General features: G+C 40.5%; 14 protein-coding genes and 2 tRNA genes. 6 read left to right on the top strand and 10 right to left on the bottom strand.

The genetic code is table 11. The features are described from left to right. Nucleotides 1-49: 49 nt before the first annotated feature. The 7 genes from BST86_RS07055 to BST86_RS07085 form a co-directional block, all read right to left on the bottom strand. The gene (locus BST86_RS07055) at nt 50-955 is read right to left on the bottom strand and encodes a Ppx/GppA phosphatase family protein (RefSeq protein WP_105982647.1); all 906 of its coding nucleotides are present in this window, start codon (nt 953-955) and stop codon (nt 50-52) included. Continuing rightward, nucleotides 955-3,003, bottom strand: a complete 2,049-nt coding sequence (gene ppk1 / locus BST86_RS07060; protein ID WP_105982648.1) for a polyphosphate kinase 1 — start codon at nt 3,001-3,003, stop codon at nt 955-957. The genes BST86_RS07055 and ppk1 overlap by 1 nt, the downstream gene beginning before the upstream one ends. After that, nucleotides 3,003-3,485 (bottom strand): SixA phosphatase family protein, encoded by a 483-nt coding sequence (locus BST86_RS07065; RefSeq protein ID WP_105982649.1) that lies wholly within the window; start codon nt 3,483-3,485, stop codon nt 3,003-3,005. Before BST86_RS07065 ends, ppk1 begins: the two co-directional genes overlap by 1 nt. Continuing rightward, a complete protein-coding gene (pdxH, locus tag BST86_RS07070) occupies nt 3,485-4,129 on the bottom strand; it encodes a pyridoxamine 5'-phosphate oxidase (protein WP_105982650.1) in 645 nt (214 codons plus the stop codon). The genes BST86_RS07065 and pdxH overlap by 1 nt, the downstream gene beginning before the upstream one ends. Nucleotides 4,130-4,421: 292 nt before the next feature. Beyond that, nucleotides 4,422-4,496, bottom strand: a tRNA-Pro gene (locus tag BST86_RS07075). Between the two features lie 42 nt (nt 4,497-4,538). After that, nucleotides 4,539-4,622 (bottom strand) — tRNA-Ser (locus BST86_RS07080). 94 nt (nt 4,623-4,716) lie between these two features. Next, nucleotides 4,717-6,762 carry an HD family phosphohydrolase gene (locus tag BST86_RS07085; protein WP_105982651.1) on the bottom strand — a complete coding sequence of 682 codons (2,046 nt, stop codon included), beginning with the start codon at nt 6,760-6,762 and terminating at the stop codon, nt 4,717-4,719. 119 nt (nt 6,763-6,881) lie between these two features. Here BST86_RS07085 and BST86_RS07090 point away from each other — a divergent pair, with 119 nt between their 5' ends. Continuing rightward, nucleotides 6,882-8,060, top strand: coding sequence for an acetyl-CoA C-acyltransferase (locus BST86_RS07090; protein WP_105982652.1), 1,179 nt, complete (start codon nt 6,882-6,884; stop codon nt 8,058-8,060). Beyond that, complete coding sequence (locus BST86_RS07095) at nt 8,060-8,821, top strand: C40 family peptidase (protein WP_105982653.1); 762 nt, start codon at nt 8,060-8,062, stop codon at nt 8,819-8,821. The genes BST86_RS07090 and BST86_RS07095 overlap by 1 nt, the downstream gene beginning before the upstream one ends. A gap of 46 nt (nt 8,822-8,867) precedes the next feature. Here the strand turns inward: BST86_RS07095 and BST86_RS07100 are convergent, their stop codons facing one another. Then, nucleotides 8,868-10,055, bottom strand: coding sequence for a tetratricopeptide repeat protein (locus tag BST86_RS07100; RefSeq protein WP_105982654.1), 1,188 nt, complete (start codon nt 10,053-10,055; stop codon nt 8,868-8,870). Between the two features lie 18 nt (nt 10,056-10,073). Next, a complete protein-coding gene (gyrA, locus tag BST86_RS07105) occupies nt 10,074-12,605 on the bottom strand; it encodes a DNA gyrase subunit A (protein WP_105982655.1) in 2,532 nt (843 codons plus the stop codon). Nucleotides 12,606-12,871: 266 nt separating this feature from the next. Between gyrA and BST86_RS07110 the strand changes: the two genes are divergently transcribed. Then, nucleotides 12,872-15,421, top strand: coding sequence for an ATP-dependent Clp protease ATP-binding subunit (locus tag BST86_RS07110; RefSeq protein WP_105982656.1), 2,550 nt, complete (start codon nt 12,872-12,874; stop codon nt 15,419-15,421). 209 nt (nt 15,422-15,630) lie between these two features. Beyond that, nucleotides 15,631-16,011 (top strand): hypothetical protein, encoded by a 381-nt coding sequence (locus tag BST86_RS07115; protein WP_105982657.1) that lies wholly within the window; start codon nt 15,631-15,633, stop codon nt 16,009-16,011. Nucleotides 16,012-16,032: 21 nt separating this feature from the next. Here BST86_RS07115 and BST86_RS07120 read toward each other — a convergent pair whose 3' ends face one another. Next, entirely contained in the window at nt 16,033-17,553 is a 1,521-nt protein-coding gene (locus BST86_RS07120) for an NAD(P)H-hydrate dehydratase (protein WP_105982658.1), read from the bottom strand. 129 nt (nt 17,554-17,682) lie between these two features. Between BST86_RS07120 and gcvT the strand changes: the two genes are divergently transcribed. Both gcvT and BST86_RS07130 read left to right on the top strand, forming a co-directional pair. Next, the gene (gcvT, locus tag BST86_RS07125) at nt 17,683-18,768 is read left to right on the top strand and encodes a glycine cleavage system aminomethyltransferase GcvT (protein ID WP_105982659.1); all 1,086 of its coding nucleotides are present in this window, start codon (nt 17,683-17,685) and stop codon (nt 18,766-18,768) included. A 4-nt stretch (nt 18,769-18,772) separates the two neighbouring features. Then, the gene (locus BST86_RS07130) at nt 18,773-19,585 is read left to right on the top strand and encodes a sugar nucleotide-binding protein (protein ID WP_105982660.1); all 813 of its coding nucleotides are present in this window, start codon (nt 18,773-18,775) and stop codon (nt 19,583-19,585) included. Nucleotides 19,586-19,592: the final 7 nt, after the last annotated feature.

Raw genomic sequence — 19,592 nt, forward strand, 5'->3', positions numbered from 1 at the left:
TTAAAAAGGTGATCTTCAAATAAAGATTAAAAGTAACCAAAAAAGCCTATCATGTTACGTTTTGCATTTTGGAATTAAATATGGACTTAATAATACCATCGGTAAGACCGATTTTTGGAACGTGTATGTTCTTTGCCTCACTCCACTTCATGGATCTCAAATAGATGCGACAAGCAGGTATGATTACGTCTGCCCTATCCTGATTCAGGGCAAGATGATAAATACGTTCTTCATAGGTATAGCTTTGCAGCTTTTCATAATAACTGGTCAGATAGAAATAGGATAATGGCTTGCCATATGCCTTACCGCTGTTCTTAAAGATGTTATTGATGTTACCACCAGAACCTATTAATTCTATGCGATTGTAGGGTGCGCAAACTTCCTTTACCCAATTTTCTGCCTCGGTCCACAAAGAACTCTTGACCATATCATTGAGCAATCGTACGGTACCTATTTTAAAAGATCTTGACTCGACAGCATTACCATTAGCGAACAAGGTAAATTCGGTACTACCACCACCAACATCAACGTATAGGTATACTTTCTCTTGATCTATGATGCTGTGCAGATCTGTCATCGCGATGATCGCCGCCTCATGCGATCCATCAATGATCTCGATATCTATGCCTGCTTCTTTTTTGATTTTGCGAGACACTTCCTTGCCATTTACCGCATCACGCATCGCACTGGTTGCATAGGCTTTATAATCCAGTACTTCATGAACGTCCATCAAATGTTGATAGGCCTTCATGGTTTTTACCATGCGCTTTTGGTTGTACTCTGATATCTCACCTTTAATGAAAACGTCCTGACCCAAACGTATGGGCACTCTTACCAAACTAGTTTTTTTAAACACAGGAGCGAGATCGTCAAAAATATTTACCGTGGCAATCAACAATCGTATAGCATTGGAACCTATATCTATCGCTCCATATTTCTCTATCTTAAATCCCATTAGCTTTGATTTTTGGCTTTATAATATTCATAAGTCGCATATTGAGACCTCAATGCTGGCTTGTCATCTTTGACATAATCATTAGACTGCGTTTCATCAAGCACTCGTGCCTTGACATTGTCATTCCAGCAAATATCGAGGGTTTCCAGGATTTCCTTTTTGATGTCCTCATCATAGATGGGACATGCAATCTCCACGCGACTATCCAGATTGCGTTGCATAAAATCTGCACTTGAAATGTACACCGATGGGTCGCCGTTATTATGAAAATAATACACTCGTGGATGCTCCAGATAACGATCTACAATACTAATCGCAGTAATGTTTTCGCTCATCCCTTTGACGCCTGGTATCAAACAACAAATGCCACGTACGATCAATTCTATGATCACACCAGCTTGCGACGCCTCATAGAATAGATCAATCATGTTGTAATCTGAGAATGAATTGAGTTTCAATCTGATTTTTGCTGGTTTTCCCGCTTTCGCGAAAGCGATCTCACGACGAACCAATCGTTCTATTCCAGGCCTAAGGAAATTAGGACTAACTAATAAGTGTTTGTATTTGTGTTGCTTGTAATTGACTTCAAAAAATTCAAAAACTCGTTCTACTTCCTTCAAAATTCTACGATCTGCCGTGAATAAGGTGTAATCCGTATAAATTCCAGCGGTCGCCTCATTGAAATTACCCGTACTTATGAATCCGTAGCGTTTCAATTTCTGATTTTCTCGTCTGGTAATCATGCAGGCCTTGCAGTGTACTTTCAGGCCAGGAACACCAAAAATCATCTTGATGCCTTCTTCCTGCATCAGCTCTGCATAATTGATATTTGCTTGTTCATCAAATCTCGCCTGCAACTCGATGGAAACCGTCACTGATTTCCCATTCTTTGCAGCGTTGACCAGTGATCCAGCGATCTGGGAAACCTCTGCAAGTCGATAAATAGTGATTTTTATTTCTTCTACTTGTGGGTCCAGCGCTGCCTCACGCAAGAACTTTGTGGTGTTTGCAAACGTATGATATGGAGCGTATTGAAGGATGTCCTTTTGGGCAATACGCTTTAAAAGCGAGCCTTTGATATCAATGCCTTTTATGGGAAGCGCTACTTGCTTTTCATACAGTAGATCTTGCCTGCCCAAGCTTGGAAACTTCAAATAGTCTCGCCTGTTATGATAACGTCCACTAGGGATAATCGAGTCCGTATCGTCGATCTCGAGCTTGCTCATGATCAAGTCAATGGTTTCTGGATGGATCTCACGATCAAAAACAAATCGTACTGGGTCACCATCTTTACGATCATAGACACTATCTCTAATTTTTTCAAGCAAGCTTTTCTTCAAGTCCAGATCCATGTCAAGTTCTGCATCCAGCGTGACCTTGATCATATGGGCCTGAATGTCTTGATAATCAAAAATGCTGAATAGATAGTGCATGCGATGCCTTATCAAGTCATCGATAAGAATAATGTATTGCTTACCATCTTTGAGATCTGGCAATACTACAAACCTGTTGAGGTGTTTAGGCTTTTCAATTAAGGCGTGTTTAATCTTGCCTTTGGCAAAGGTCATTCTCACGGCCAGATAACCCATTCCATCTTGTAATGGCGGGAAGGCCGTCGTCTCATCAATCATGATGACTCCTAGGGCTGGACTTACCTTTTCATTGAAATACTGCCTGATAAAATCTTCATGTTCCTTGAGGATTTCCTGCTCATCTACGATGACGATATTCTCCTTACTCAATTCCTGCTCTAGATCATTTAGAATCTGAAAACTCAAGGTCTGATCTTTGATTACAGCCTCATTGATCTCATTAAGCAACTCTCCAGCAGATATTCCTCCTAATGATTTGGTCGCATTTTTACCTGCACGATAAATTCTTTGAATAGTGGCATATCGTACCTTAAAGAACTCATCTAGGTTATTTGAAAATATACCCAGAAAACGCAATCTTTCAATCAATGGTACGGTTGGATCATTTGCCTCTTGCAGTACGCGTGCATTGAACTTGAGCCAACTTAATTCTCTATTATAGTATTCGTTAATCATCAGATGTTTTTGGGAAATAAATGAAACGTTGTGTTTCCTTTCTCGATTTTACTCCATTCTCGTGTGGAAAACTCAATCATCACAACACCAGTAGTAGGAACATTAGAAAAATATTCAGACCCTAGGATACCTGCTAGCTCGGTAAGTCCGTGATTGTGTGAAACAATCATGCAGCTATCCACGTCATCACTTAAATTTTTGATCACCTCAAGTTGTTCCTTCCAATTGAACGTATATAATTTCCTGGTGATCTTAAGCTTTTTGAGCTCATAATCGATATACTCCGTAAGGATCGTGGCTGTTTGCAGCGCTCGGGCAGCCGTGCTGGATAAAATTAAATCGGGTAGCGTATGAATTTCTTTAAGTGCACGTCCTATGGAATGCGCGTCATCGATTCCCTTTTGAATCAAAGGTCGATCGTGATCTCGCACATCAAATTCCCAACTGGATTTACCGTGTCTAACTAAGATCAGTTTCTTCATTAGGGTTGTAATCTTTTAGTATTCCAGCCATCATTTGATTTTTCAAATAAGATACGGTCATGTAGTCTATTGGGGCGTCCTTGCCAAAACTCAAAAGATAACGGTGTACATTGAAAACCACCCCAAAATTCAGGAAGTGGCACCTCTTGACCTTCAAATCGCTTCTCGACCTCTTTCAGTTGTTTTTCTAAAGCTTCCCGTGATGCTATCGGGTCGCTTTGATGACTTGCCCATGCGCCTAGCTGACTACCACGAGGTCTAGAATCAAAATAGGAAGCAGACTTTTCTCGAGAGGTCTTGCTTGCCATCGCCTTAATGATGACCTGTCGTTCTAAACTAGGCCAGAAAAAATGAAGGCTAATTTGTGGATTCTCTGATATGGAAACCGCCTTTTCTGATGTATAGTTGGTATAAAAAATAAAAGTATCATCCTCAATTTCCTTTAACAGTACGATACGTGTTTTAGGGAAACCATCTTGACCTATGGTTGAAATTGCCATAGCATTTGCCTCTTCAACACCTTTATCATTTTCTGCATCCTGGAACCAATTTGAAAATACCTCAAACGGATTTTTAGCGAGATGATCTTCAAGGAGTGCGTCCTTTTCATAGGATTTTCGTAATGAGTGCAGGTTCTGTTCCATGTTGTTGGTTTCCCTGCAATTTAGGAATTTGAGCAAATAAATTTAGGGTTCTAAAGAAAGGTTTCACATAGCTGCGATGATTTATCCTGAGCAACAATATTTAAAACAGTTCGCTTTCGCGAAAGCGAACTTTAACCACCACATTTTACACTTCACTAAAAAATGGAGAATTACATGAAGTAGCCTCTTATTTGAGAATCAAAATTTAAGTACGTCCTCTAAAAACGGGTAAAACAAAAAGCCCATCAAACAGGGTTTGATGGGCTTATGATGCGATCTTTACAGATCGTCGTCGGGGTGGCAGGATTCGAACCTGCGACCTCCTGCTCCCAAAGCAGGCGCGATGACCGGGCTACGCTACACCCCGATTTTTATTTTAGTCAGTCTCGGTTCTGACTTAATTAGTTTGCGGAGAGACAGGGACTCGAACCCTGGCGACGGTTACCCGTCGACAGATTAGCAATCTGCTCCATTACCACTCTGGCACCTCTCCTATTTTAAAGAACGACTACCATTTCTGAAAGCGGATGCAAATGTATGTTATGTTTATAATTTGCCAAAGGAATAAACTCTTTTTTTATGCGATTTTACTCAGGATACTCAATTCTAAGATGATACATACTAGCAAGTTTCTTTTTAATGATGGTTTTTACGGCTTCTATTTGCTTGAGAGTAATATCTGCATTGAGAAATTGACCGTTATTCATTTGTGTCGTGATGATATTTTCCACCAACTTATCGATCGCGACGCTGCTGGGGCTTTTTAAACTTTTAGAAGCAGCCTCTACACTATCTGAAATCATTAATATTGCCGTTTCCAAACTGTAAGGCCTAGGGCCAGGATATCTAAAAAGACTCTCGTCTAGCTCTGGGTTTTCATCCAGTTCTCTTTTATAAAAGTAATAGACAAGACTGTCCCCATGGTGAGTTCTTATGAAATCGATGATGCGGTCAGGCAGATTGTATTTTTTGGCAATCTCAACACCGTGAATAACGTGATCTATGATAATTTGAGCGCTTTCTTCTGGATCTAAATCATCATGCGGGTTGATTCCGTTTCCTTGATTTTCGGTAAAATAAGTTGGGTTTGCCATTTTACCTACATCATGGTAGAGTGCTCCTACCCTAACAAGCATGGCGTTAGCTCCTACTTCATTAGCAATGGTCTCTGCAATATTTGCCACATTCAAGGAATGATGAAATGTCCCAGGTGCTTTATTGGACAGTTCCTTTAGTAATTTAGAATTGGTATCAGACAGCTCTAACAAAGAAACGTCACTAACAAGATTAAAAATCTTCTCAAACACATAAATGAGCGGCCATACAAACAACATTGCCAGACCACAAAGGGTGAAGTATAGCAACCTATCCCATTCCCAACCTGTGATGCCGCCTTGGTAAACTGCATAAAAGGCAAAATAGGAAATAAAGTAAACCAGAACGATCTTACCTACTGTCACGAACAAATTAGCGCGTTTATAGATTTCCTTACCTGATAAAATGGTAACGATACCGGCCATGATTTGCAAAAAGAGATATTCTGCGCTGGAAGGAATGACAAAGCTTAAAATGAATATGATGATCACATGACTGAATAATCCCAAACGCGCATCAAAGAATGCTTTTACAATAAGCGGCAACATACAAACCGGCACTATGTAAACGAAAACGGCATCTAACTTCACCACTGCCGCGGTAAGAATGGCAAAAAGACAAATGTTGAAGTAAATGAAAAGAAGCTTTTTATTGCTTAAGTAAACCTCAGTTCTATACTTTTTAATGAACAGCATTAACATTGTTAATGCCATACCTACAAGGATCACATAACCTAATAGCTTCCAATTATACTGCGAGTCAGACCAGGTTTGCGACTCATAGGTGCTGTTGAGTGTATTGAGAATTTGTAGTTTGTCGCCTTCTACAATTTCGCCTTGAGCGATAATTCTAGCATTTTGGGCTATTAAACCACGAGTGGGAAGTATTTTTTCTAACTCGCTCTCAATATTTAAATCTGTAATAGGTTGATCATAAAATATATTGGGCTCGATGAGCGCTTTAAGTCGGCGGGTGAGCACTCCATTAAATTCCTTTGGGAAGTCAGCAAACAAATCAACAAACTGCTGGTTCAACTCTTTGGGCGTTATAAGGTCGCCATAAGTCAATTGCTGCAACTCATCATCTCCAGTTTTTAATACTATGGGATGAATATCTTTAAGATCCTGGACGTCTTCAAGGTATCCTTGTCGATACGTGTTTGACAGGAATTCTTTGACGCTACTCTTTATTTTCCTATTATACTTGTCGTAGATACTATCAGCAAGCCCTGCTTTGAGGCTCTGATCATAATTTTCTAACAGTTCATTTTGATCAATGTCGATACTGTAAAAATGTCTAGGAGTCTGCTCGATCACTTCAAGACGTTCTTGAGCCAACTCTTCCTCATCTTTCATTATCGCAAAGCGAAAAGGAGAATACAAGGTCTCATATTCCCATGGTTCACCTTGAGCGTAATCATATTTGAATCGATCACTTTTAGGAAAAAAATACACGATAATAGCGGTACAAAACAGCACCAGAAATATCCTGATCACGAGATCTTGATGTTTGTACAGTCTATTTTTTGAGGTGTTCATAGTTGCAAAGTAACGACTATCAGAATAATTATCAGTTACAATTATAGATTGTTCCCTTTTCAGACATTATTGACAGAAATTAGCGCCTGAAATTATTATTTTCGCAAGAAAACATCTCCATGAGAAAAGTAGTAATAGTTTCATATGCACGTACACCTATAGGCAGTTTTTTGGGAGCACTAAGTTCCGTCCCAGCTACCCAGTTAGGCTCCATAGCAATTAAAGGTGCATTGGATAAAATTCAATTAGACCCTAAGCATGTTCAAGAAGTTTTCATGGGTCATGTAGTACAAGCAAACACAGGTCAATCACCAGCAAAGCAAGCTTCACTGGGTGCAGGAATTTCTAATGATGTTCCTGCTACTACTGTCAATAAAGTTTGTGCCAGTGGTATGAAATCTATCATGTTAGCTGCCCAATCTATAGCGTTAGGAGATCAGGATGTTGTAGTTGCTGGTGGCATGGAGAATATGAGTCAAATTCCTCACTATTTGCATTTAAGAAACCCACAGAAGTTTGGCCCAGCGACCATGGTAGATGGGATGCAACGCGATGGGCTCGTAGATGCCTATAATCAACAAGCCATGGGCGTTTGTGCAGATTTATGCGCGACAGAAAATGGTTTTACACGTGAAGATCAAGATCAATTTGCAATCCAATCTTATGAAAGATCTGCAGCTGCCTGGAAAGCAGGCAAGTTTAAGGATGAAGTCGTTCCCGTTGCTGTAAAACAGCGTAGAGGTGACGACATCATTGTGGATACTGATGAAGAGTTCACCAATGTAAAAATGGACAAGATCCCATCACTTAGAGCTGCATTTACAAAGGATGGAACAGTCACCGCAGCAAATGCCAGTACCATTAATGACGGTGCCGCTGCTATAATCCTGATGAGTGAAGAAAAAGCAAAAGAATTAAACATTCAACCACTAGCTAGCGTAGTAAGTTATGCCGATGCATCTGTAGAACCTGAGCGTTTTACCACAGCGCCGTCTAAAGCCTTACCTAAAGCACTTAAAAAGGCACAGCTAGAATTGAAGGACATGGATTATATAGAACTCAATGAAGCTTTTGCTGTAGTTGGCTTGGCAAACATGAAATTACTGGGTATTCAAGACACTAACGTCAACGTTTACGGTGGCGCAGTATCTCTAGGACATCCTTTAGGGTGCAGTGGTACCAGAATTGTCACTACACTTTTGAGCACCCTTAAAAACGAAGGTGGCAAACTAGGAGCTGCTGCTATTTGTAATGGCGGCGGCGGTGCATCTGCGATAGTCATAGAGTCTTACAGTTAATGAAATACGGTATTTGTCCCATATCCATCGCTCCCATGCGAGAGGAACCCGGCGATAAAAGCGAGATGGTTTCTCAAATCTTGTATGGCGAGGTCTGTAAAGTACTGGAACAGCGCAAGAAATGGTCACGTATTCGATTAAGCAACGATGATTATGAAGGTTGGGTGGACAACAAGCAATATAAAGAAATATCAGAAATTGATTATACAAACCTGAGTAGTAAGAAGAATATCGCTTTCGCGAAAGATCCTATCACTACCGTCACTCATGCAGACCAGACCATCAGTTCCATCATCATGGGTTCTCAAGTGTCATCGGCTGAATTTTTGGGAGATAGCTATTCCTTCAACGCTATTACGACTCCTGGCGCCGCAGAAAATAAATCCGCATTAATTGACGATGCATTGTTGTTGCTCAATACACCCTACTTATGGGGTGGACGCAGCTTCATGGGAATAGATTGTAGTGGGTTCACCCAATTGATATACAAGCTCAACGGTTATTTTTTATCCCGAGATGCCAGTGATCAAGCCAAACATGGAGAAGTATTAAGTTTCATTGAAGAATCAGACCCTGGAGACTTGGCATTCTTTGACAATTCTGAAGGTCAAATCACCCATGTAGGAATGATAATGAAAGATAACTATATCATTCATGCCCATGGCAAAGTCAGGATTGATCGATTAGATCAAACAGGCATTTTCAATTTAGATACTTCCAGCCATTCCCATAAGCTGAGGATGATTAAAAAAATTCTATAAAAAAAACCCAGCACATGCTGGGTTTTTAGTTTGATAATGATGAGTTCTAATTACCAGCTTCTAATGCAGCGGCCTTATCGTCCATTTTAAAGGATTTGTAAATACTTATCAAGGTTTGCTTTGCTGAATCCATGTCTGGTTTAAGCTTTAAAACTTTTTCGTAATGCTCGGCAGCACTCATATAAAAGTCTTTCTGCTCAGCAGCTGTAGTTTCCTCTAGGTTTCCTTTTTGAATGTAGGCTACGGCAATATTATTTTGAACGACATAATTGTCAGGATTCAATTCAATACTTTTTTTATAGTAGTCGATAGCTTGATCCCAATTTTCTTTTTCACCTGCCGCAATTCCTAGATTTTCAAAAACCTTTGGATCAGTTATATTGTCATTTAATTTAGAAATAGCTTTTTCATACTCATCATTCATTCCTAATAGTAAATAAATATCGGCAGAGGCCAATTTCAAACTTTCATCATTTGGATATTTGGCCTGAGCATCACTAAAAGTCTTTTTGGCTTTATCTAAATCTCCATCATTTTTATACATCCAAGCCAAATTGGTGATGAAACTTCCCAATTTTGATGTAGAAAGCTCGACTTTGGAATCCTTGTATTTTTTGGACATAACTGCGAGATCAGCAGCTTGTTTGTTTGGAAATGCTTCAACCTCGTTTGAAGCTATATTAGTAGCTACAAAAGATTTCTCAGCACCAATATAGTCTTCAGACAACAACTTTTCGTAATTGGCTTTTGCAGTCTCAAAATCACCTACTCGATAAGCAAGATCAGCTGCATTCATTCTCATATTCTGATTGCTAGGATTTCTTTCTACTAGATAAACTACATTTTTTAATGCTGCTTTTTGATCATTATCTTTCAAAGATTTCTGTGCTTCAGAAAAAATTGCACTTTCGGCAGCTTGTGTGTAAGAGCTAATAAGAGCTTTATTTTCAAAACCTAGATCTTTGGCCGTTTCGATCAAAACGATAGCCTCTTTCAATTCATCACCAGACGCCTTCGGATTCCCTGGGTTTCCAAGCACCGTGACGGCTTTATAGAATGTATAGTCTGCTTCATATTTCTCTTCAACCTCTGACTCATTAATTTCAGAAAAAATTGATGAGACTTCTTGAAAATTACCTTTCTCCAAGGCTTTTTCCATGTTTCTGATTTCTTTCTTCTGGGCAAAGGCCAAGCTAGAAATTGCCAGACCCGTTATTAAAAATTTATATTTCATTACTTTATCTATTTAATTTTATTCTTCACTGTCGTCAGCTGCAAGGGTTGTGCCATCTTCCGTTGCTTCTGTGGATGTTTCTTCTTCTAATGTTTGATCATCGTTTTCATCATCTTCATTGGCAACTTTCGCGACAGCGGCAATACTATCATCACCTTTAAGATTGATTAATCGCACACCTTGGGTCGCACGTCCCATTACTCTAAGATCTGAAACATTGATACGAATTGCAACACCTGATTTGTTAATAATCATAAGATCATCATCGTCAGTTACATTTTTAAGTGCTACGAGGCCTCCAGTTTTTGCAGTAACAGAAATGGTTTTTACTCCTTTACCACCACGATTGGTTTCTCTGTAATCCTCAAGGCTGGATCGCTTACCATAGCCTTTCTCTGAAACTACAAGAATCTCTGAATCCATATCGTTCACTGCAACCATTCCGATTACCTCATCCTTCTCATTGGCAAGTCTTATACCACGGACTCCACTGGCATTTCTGCCCATAGGGCGGGTTTTTGACTCGTCAAAGCGAATGGCTTTACCACTCTTAAGACCTAGCATGATCTGGCTATCGCCAGTAGTCAATTTAGCCTCTAATAGTATGTCACCGTCACGAACTGTGATGGCATTGATACCGTTAGTTCTAGGTCTCGAGTATTGTTCTAAAGAAGTTTTTTTAACCACACCTTTTTTAGTACACATAATGACATAGTGACTATTGATATACTCTTCATCCTTGATATCCTGGGTACAGATAACGGCTTTTACATTATCATCCTGCTCGATATTGATCAAGTTTTGTATCGCTCTTCCTTTTGAAGTACGACTACCTTCTGGAATTTCAAAGACTCGCATCCAGAAACACTTTCCTTTCTCTGTAAAGAAGAGCATGTACTGGTGGTTGGTGCCAACAAAAATATCTTCCAAGAAGTCTTCATCTCTTGTGGTACTTGCCTTTTGACCAACACCACCGCGGTTTTGGGTTTTATATTCGGTTAGACTGGTTCTCTTGATATATCCAGCGTGCGAGATGGTGATGACTACCTGCTCATCAGGGATCATATCCTCAATACTCAAGTCACCACCTGCGTATTCGATTTGTGATCTTCTCTCATCGCCGTACTTCTCGCGTATTTCTGCGAGCTCTTTCTTGATGATTTCCATTCTGCGTTCCTTCTTCTCTAAAATATCTTTAAGGTCTGCGATGGTAATTAATAGTTCATTGTATTCTGTACGTAATTTGTCTTGTTCCAGACCTGTCAATTGACGTAAACGCATTTCTACAATGGCTCGTGCCTGAATTTCAGACAGCTCGAATCTCTTAATAAGGTTCTCGCGGGCCTCTTCACCATTTGAACTACCTCTAATAATTTTGATCACCTCGTCAATGTTATCACTTGCGATGATGAGTCCCTCAAGAATATGAGCACGCTCTTCTGCTTTGCGCAATTCATAGGTAGTACGTCTTACAACCACCTCATGGCGGTGCTCCACAAAATGATGGATCATCTCTTTAACATTGAGCATTTCTGGACGACCGTTAACCAATGCAATGTTGTTAACGCTGAAAGACGACTGAAGCGCCGTATGCTTGTAAAGCGTATTCACAACGATGTTAGGAATTGCATCACGTTTAAGTACATAAACGATGCGCATCCCTTTTCTGTCAGATTCATCTCTTATAGAGGCAATACCATCCAGCTTCTTATCATTAATAAGGTCTGCTGTTTTTTTGATCATATCAGCTTTGTTGACCTGATATGGCAACTCATCAACGATGATGCACTCGCGTCCTTTGACATCTTCAATTCTAACACGGCCACGAATCTTAACGCGTCCACGACCCGTATGCATGGCATCCTTCACACCATCATATCCATAGATAATTCCACCCGTTGGGAAATCTGGCGCCTTGATGTGCTGCATCAACTCATCGATCTCAATATCGTTATTGTCGATGTAGGCTATGGTTCCATCCACAACCTCAGTAAGGTTGTGTGGTGGCATATTAGTCGCCATACCTACGGCGATACCACTGGCACCATTCACTAGAAGGTTAGGTACTTTGGTAGGCAGAACAGTAGGCTCTGACAACGTATCGTCAAAGTTAAGTTGGGTGTCTACCGTTTCCTTATCAATATCTGCAAGCAACTCTTCAGAAATCTTGCGCATGCGAGCTTCTGTATATCGCATGGCTGCCGGTGGATCGCCGTCCACACTACCAAAGTTTCCTTGCCCATCCACAAGCATGTATCTCAACGACCATTCTTGTGCCATGCGCACCATGGTATCATAAACAGATGTATCACCATGTGGGTGATATTTACCTAGGACCTCACCTACGATTCTTGCACTCTTTTTATAACTACGATTGGAAAGAACTCCCAATTCATACATTCCATAAAGCACTCGTCTGTGTACGGGTTTCAAGCCGTCTCGCACATCTGGCAGTGCTCGTGACACTATGACCGACATCGAATAATCGATGTACGCTGACTTCATCTCATCCTCAATATTAATTGGGATTAACTTTTCTCCATCTGCCATTTAAAATCTATTTTATTACGTATAATTTTAACAAAGAGCAATTTAAGTAAAATGTCAGTAATGATAAGGCTCTACGACTTATTAGGTACTGTTTTTATTAACACATTGTACCACGATCTGTGGATAAGTATTCTAGACTACAAAATAGGTTGCGAGGCGTGTGGATAGTACGCTTTCGCGAAAGCGTAACTTCACTTTAACCCATTATTACAATTCGGAATGCTTTTTGAAACAAATCTTTAATTACATTTAGACAAAGAAGTGATATGGACGATAATTTTTCACCAAGAGTCAAAGACGTGATCGCCTACAGCAAGGAAGAAGCCCTGCGATTGGGACACGATTTTATAGGAACTGAACATTTAATGCTAGGATTGTTGCGCGATGGAGATGGAAAAGCCATTGAAATTCTCAACAACTTATCTGTTGATCTGGATCACCTGCGTAAAAAGGTTGAGATTCTAAGCCCGGCAAACCCAGGATCAAGCACTACTATCAATGAGAAGAAAAACCTGCATTTAACCAGACAGGCAGAGCGTGCGCTAAAAACCACGTTCCTGGAAGCGAAACTTTTTCAAAGTACATCGATCAATACGGCGCATCTACTATTGTGCATTTTACGCAACGAGAATGACCCGACGACTAAGCTGCTTAACAAGCTTAGAGTAGATTATGATGGAGTCAAGGAAGAGTTTAAGGTACTACTTTCTCAAAGTGATGACAATTATGAAGATCCTCTGGCTTCATCCTTTAGCGATGATGCAGAAGATATGAAGGATGATGGCAAGGAGAATTTGTTTTCACCGTCTGGAGATAAGAAAACGAACAAAAAATCCAAAACACCTGTATTGGATAACTTTGGGCGTGACCTTACTCGCATGGCAGAAGAGGACAAACTGGATCCAGTAGTAGGCCGCGCAGAAGAAATACAGCGTGTTTCCCAGATCCTAAGCCGTCGTAAAAAGAATAACCCGTTACTTATAGGAGAACCTGGAGTTGGAAAAAGCGCCATTGCGGAAGGTCTTGCACTACGCATCATTCAACGTAAGGTTTCTAGGATTCTTTATGACAAGCGAGTGATCACTCTTGATCTTGCGAGTCTTGTAGCTGGAACAAAATATCGTGGCCAGTTTGAAGAGCGTATGAAGGCTGTGATGAATGAGCTTGAAAAGAATGAAGATATCATTCTGTTTATTGATGAAATTCACACTATCGTTGGAGCTGGTGGTGCAGCTGGATCGCTAGATGCGAGCAATATGTTCAAACCTGCGCTGGCACGTGGCGAGATTCAATGTATTGGTGCCACGACACTTGATGAGTACCGTAACAGCATTGAAAAAGATGGAGCGCTAGAACGTCGTTTCCAAAAGGTAATGGTAGAGCCTACTAATGTTGAGGAGACGATTGAGATACTTAACAACATCAAAGAAAAGTATGAAGATCACCACAATGTAAGTTACACTGACGAGGCTATTGCAGCCTGTGTCAAGTTGACCAGCAGATACATGACAGACCGATTCCTGCCAGACAAAGCCATTGATGCTTTGGATGAGGCTGGATCACGCATTCACATTGCAAATATTGAAGTCCCGCAACAGATTCTGGATCTTGAAAAACAACTGGAAGATGTCAAGCTGGAGAAAAACAATGTGGTCAAAAAGCAAAAGTATGAGCAAGCTGCCAAATTAAGAGACGACGAGAAAAAGCTAGAAAAAGCACTCGCCGAGGCTCAAGAAGAATGGCATGAAGCTTCAAAACTACAGCGTGATACCGTAACCGAAGAGAACGTTGCTGAAGTGGTAAGCATGATGACAGGAATTCCTGTAAATCGTATTGCTACTAAAGAAATGAAGAAACTCAAGGATCTTGATAATACGATAACTGATTTAGTCATAGGTCAGGACAAAGCCGTGAAGCAAGTGGTTAAAGCCATACAACGTAACCGTGCAGGATTGAAAGATCCCAATAAGCCTATCGGTTCCTTTATTTTCTTAGGACAAACTGGTGTTGGTAAAACGCAGCTCGCTAAAGTTCTTGCCAAGGAATTATTTGATTCAGAGAACTCACTCATCAGAGTGGATATGAGTGAATACATGGAGAAATTTGCCATATCTCGTTTGATAGGTGCACCTCCAGGATATGTAGGCTATGAAGAAGGTGGACAACTTACCGAGAAAGTTCGTAGAAAACCATACTCTGTCATTCTTCTGGACGAGATTGAAAAAGCGCATCCAGATGTATTCAACATGTTATTACAGGTACTTGATGATGGATACTTGACAGATAGTTTAGGTAGAAAAATCGACTTTAGAAACTCGATCATTATCATGACCTCAAATATTGGGGCTAGAAAATTGAAGGACTTCGGTTCTGGTGTTGGATTTGGTACCGCAGCACAAAAATCTGCAGAGATGGATAACGCTCGCGGTGTGATTGAAGGTGCTTTGAAAAAGACCTTTGCTCCAGAATTCTTGAATAGGATTGATGATGTGATCATTTTCAATGCTTTAGAACGTGAGGATATCCATAAAATCATTGATATTGAATTGGCAAAATTATTCTCTCGCATAGATGATCTAGGCTATAACTTGAAGCTAAGTGACAAAGCCAAAGATTACATTGCCGACAAAGGTTTTGACAAACAATATGGCGCACGACCATTAAAGAGAGCGATACAGAAATATATTGAGGACGCTCTCGCAGAAGAAATCGTGAACAGCCAGTTGGAAGAAGGAGATTCTATTTTCATGGATCTTGATGAGAAAGCCAACGAGCTTACCGTAAATATTGAAAAGGCAAAAGAATCTGCTGAATAAAGCAGCGTTGACTTATATATTTAAAAATCCCAAGCCTAATCGCTTGGGATTTTTTTTCAACTGATTTTAAGTAGTCTCGTAAAACGCGCAAACGTTTGCGCTTAGTTTCTTCTTACCATTCACCGAAAAACTCGTATATTCAAGTTTAAATGAGTGTCGTTTAAATCGACCAGTTATACTTTTGCAAACTTTTTTAAAGCAAGAAAGTAATGATCATTCATGAATTAGAATTCGGTAAGTTTTCAATCTATCCTAATATCATGATAGGCGAGATCTATGAAGATGTTCACTTCGATTTAGAACTCAATAAAATCGTTTGCGATATAGCAAGATCGCATTTTGGTGACACAAAAAATTTTGGATACATCAGTCACCGCCTCAATAATTATAGCATCGACCCTATGGTGCATCACTTGAACAAGGATTTCAATAACTTGAAATGTTTTGCAGTGGTAAATCCTACAGGCATAAAACCTGCTGCAAAAATTGAGTCAAAATTTTACTACAAAGACAGGTTCTATTCTTTTCTTGAAATGGACGAGGCCGTTACTTGGGTATCTCATATTCTACAAAATTTACCTAAAGAATAAGAGCCTAATCTACAGGCCCAGTTATTTATTTTCCTGTCTAAATAATTGCAAAATAGCTGGCCCAACAAAATTGGAAATAATTCCAGCACGCAACCCTTCATGAGCATACGTTTGCGCTGCGATGTCACCAGATGCACCATGAATATACGCGCCAAAAACGGCCGCCATCAATGGATCATAACTTTGGGCCATAAAGGAACTGATGATCCCAGAAAGAACATCACCGCTACCGGCGGTTGCCATACCAGCATTACCAGAATCATTAATGTACATATGATCCTTATAAACGGTTATGCTATGCGCACCTTTAAGGACTAGAATCACATCGTGTTGCATTGAAAATTCTCGCGCCTTGTCCAATCGTTCCATACTGGAATCCCAACCGCCCAACAGTCGTTCTAGTTCACCATCATGAGGTGTCAAAATGGATTTGGCCGGCACATCCTTTAGTAATTCGATATTTGCAGCAAGTATATTAATACCATCGGCGTCAATGAGGACTGGTGAGGATTGAAGTTTAATCGCTTTCGCGAAAGCGGAAACCACCTCATCACTTGTCCCTATCCCAGGACCTACACATAAGATATATTTCTCTAGTTCTGTTTTGAAATCGTTCAATTGATCCACGCCAGAATCTGCAATGGTCATGACTTCTGGAACTGAAGATTGCAGGATGTCATTACCACAAGAAGGCACGTATGCCGTCACCTTTCCAGCGCCACTATTGATGGCTGCTGTTGATGCCAGCACGGCAGCGCCTATTTTTCCTTTGCTGCCTGCCATTACAAGCACATGACCATAATCTCCTTTGTGTGAAAACTTCTTACGTGGTCGATAGATGTTTTGTGCAGACTCGCGCGTGATCAACATGGCTGCAGGATCTGCCTGATGGATAAATGTAGGATCCAAACCTATGTTGAGCACTTCAAAAGTGCCGGTGTAATTACCCGTATCCTCCAAAAAGAAACTCAGCTTAGGACTGTTGAAGGTAAACGTATGATCTGCTTGAATCACGGCAGAATCTGCCGGCTGTGCCGTATCAGAAAATAAACCGCTAGGCATATCAATACTTACCGTAAACGCACCAGAATCATTGGTGCGGTTGAATAGACTCGCCATCCAGCCTTTTACGGGTCGGTTAAGGCCTATTCCAAAAATGGCGTCGATCACAATATCTTTAGGGCTTATTTCGGGAATGTCTTCCTCGCAATCCAGCAAAATGGGCCAGTCCTTAGTGACCTCTTTAACCTTGTCATAATTGACCAAAAAATCCTTAGAACGTTTCTTGCTGCAGTTGGTTACATAGGTGGTCACATGATAACCATGCTGTATCATGTGGCGCGCTATGGCAAGTCCATCACCACCATTATTCCCGATACCACAAAAAATCTTTACCGGCACTGGCGCTCCATTCAATCGCTCGTGAATCTTATTGAATACCAGCGTGGACACACGCTCCATAAGATCTGTACTTGAAATGTTCTGGGATTTGAGGGTAGCCTGATCAGCTTCTGCGAGTTGTGCAGCGGTAAGAATTTTCATGGATTTGATTTGTACGCAATTTAATAAATACCCGACTTAAAAAATGGGAAGCATGGTTGGGATCCCACAACAAAGCATGCGCGTTTCCCTACTATTTTGATACATTTGCCATCCCAATAAAACAAGGATATGAAAAACACCGCTCTCACTAATGTTCATCAAGCGCTAGGCGCAAAAATGGTTCCTTTTGCAGGATACAATATGCCTGTTCAATATGAAGGCGTGACCATCGAACATCATACGGTACGCAATGATGTAGGAGTCTTTGATGTGTCCCACATGGGTGAGTTTATTGTTAGTGGCCCCAAAGCCCTGGAATTGATCCAAAAAGTATCTGCAAACGATGCTTCAAAATTGGTTATAGGTAGAGCTCAATATTCTTATTTACCTAATGAAACTGGCGGCATCGTTGATGATTTACTTATTTACAAGATAAAAGACGAGCAATACCTACTCGTCGTCAACGCATCTAATATCGAGAAGGACTGGAATCACATCTCAAAATACAATGATAGCATAGGTGCAGATTTGAGAGATTTAAGTGATGATTATTCACTGCTTGCCATTCAAGGGCCCAAAGCAGTTGAGGCAATGCAGTCGTTGACAGACATTGATCTTTCTGCCATAAAATATTATCATTTTGAAGTTGCCGCTTTCGCGAAAGCGGAACACGTCATCATCAGCGCCACAGGATACACCGGTAGCGGTGGATTTGAAATTTACTGCAAGAATAGTGAGGTGGAACAAATATGGAATAGTGTGCTGGAAGCAGGTAAAAGTTATGGCATCAAACCCATAGGACTTGCCGCAAGAGATACACTGCGACTTGAAATGGGCTTTTGTCTATATGGAAATGATATAGACGACACCACAAGTCCCATAGAAGCTGGACTAGGTTGGGTAACTAAATTCACCAAGGACTTCATTAATTCTGAACATCTTGCAGACCAAAAAGAAAACGGTGTACATCGCAAACTCGTAGGTTTTACCATGGATGAGAAAGCCATACCTCGCGGTGGATACAATATCACAGATCCTGAGGGCAACCCTATAGGAATGGTGACCAGCGGTACGATGTCTCCTTCTCTAAATGTAGGATTGGGATTAGGCTACGTACCTTCATCTCTAGGTATTCCCGATAGTAAAATCTATATACAGATACGTAAGAAATTAGTACCGGCGACCGTTGTAAAACTTCCTTTCTACAAATCGTAATTATTTGAATAGAATATTGATCATAGGCGGTAGCGGTTTTGTAGGCAATGCGATCTATAAAGAGCTAGCGCCATTGTATGATGTGCATGCGACGTACTTAAGCGACAAATCTGAATTTAGAAACAACCAGCATTTCCATGAATTTGACATGGAGACTGATATGGTTGAGATCCTGCTGGACAAACTCAAGCCTAAATACATCATAAGTGCTGTAAGAGGTAATGAAAACAGTCAATTGTATCTACACGATCAATTGATTACCTATATCATGAACAATGATTGCCGATTGCTGTTTCTTTCTAGCGCCAACGTTTTTGACCGCTTTACAAATTTCCCCAGCTATGAATACGATAAGACTTTTTCAGAGAGTATTTATGGTAGGCTTAAAATCAAGATCGAAAACAGGCTACTCAGGCTGCCTCCAGATAAATATGTGATTTGCCGCATACCGATGATTTTTGGTGCTCAAAGTCCGCGAGTTAAGGAACTCAAAGTACAAATTCAAAACGATATTCCTATTGAGGTTTTTCCCAATGTCGTGATAAACGCCGCTCATATTGACAAGCTGGCGCAGCAAATACATTACTTGATTAATAGAAGAAGGCGCGGAATTTTCCACCTAGGTAGTAAAGACTTAATCCATCACAGTGATTTGATTAAAGAGATTTGTGACGAATTGAGCGATAAGAAACCCGTTTTCAAAAATGTGTTTGACAGCAATGAAGACCGACAATTGTCTGTATTGCCTAAAGATAACTTGTTACCTAAACACTTGCAGCTAACTATTGAAGAAGTGGTGTCAAGAACCACTGTTTAATTTGGCC

This window comes from Nonlabens agnitus (genome assembly GCF_002994045.1).
Lineage (GTDB): Bacteria > Bacteroidota > Bacteroidia > Flavobacteriales > Flavobacteriaceae > Nonlabens > Nonlabens agnitus.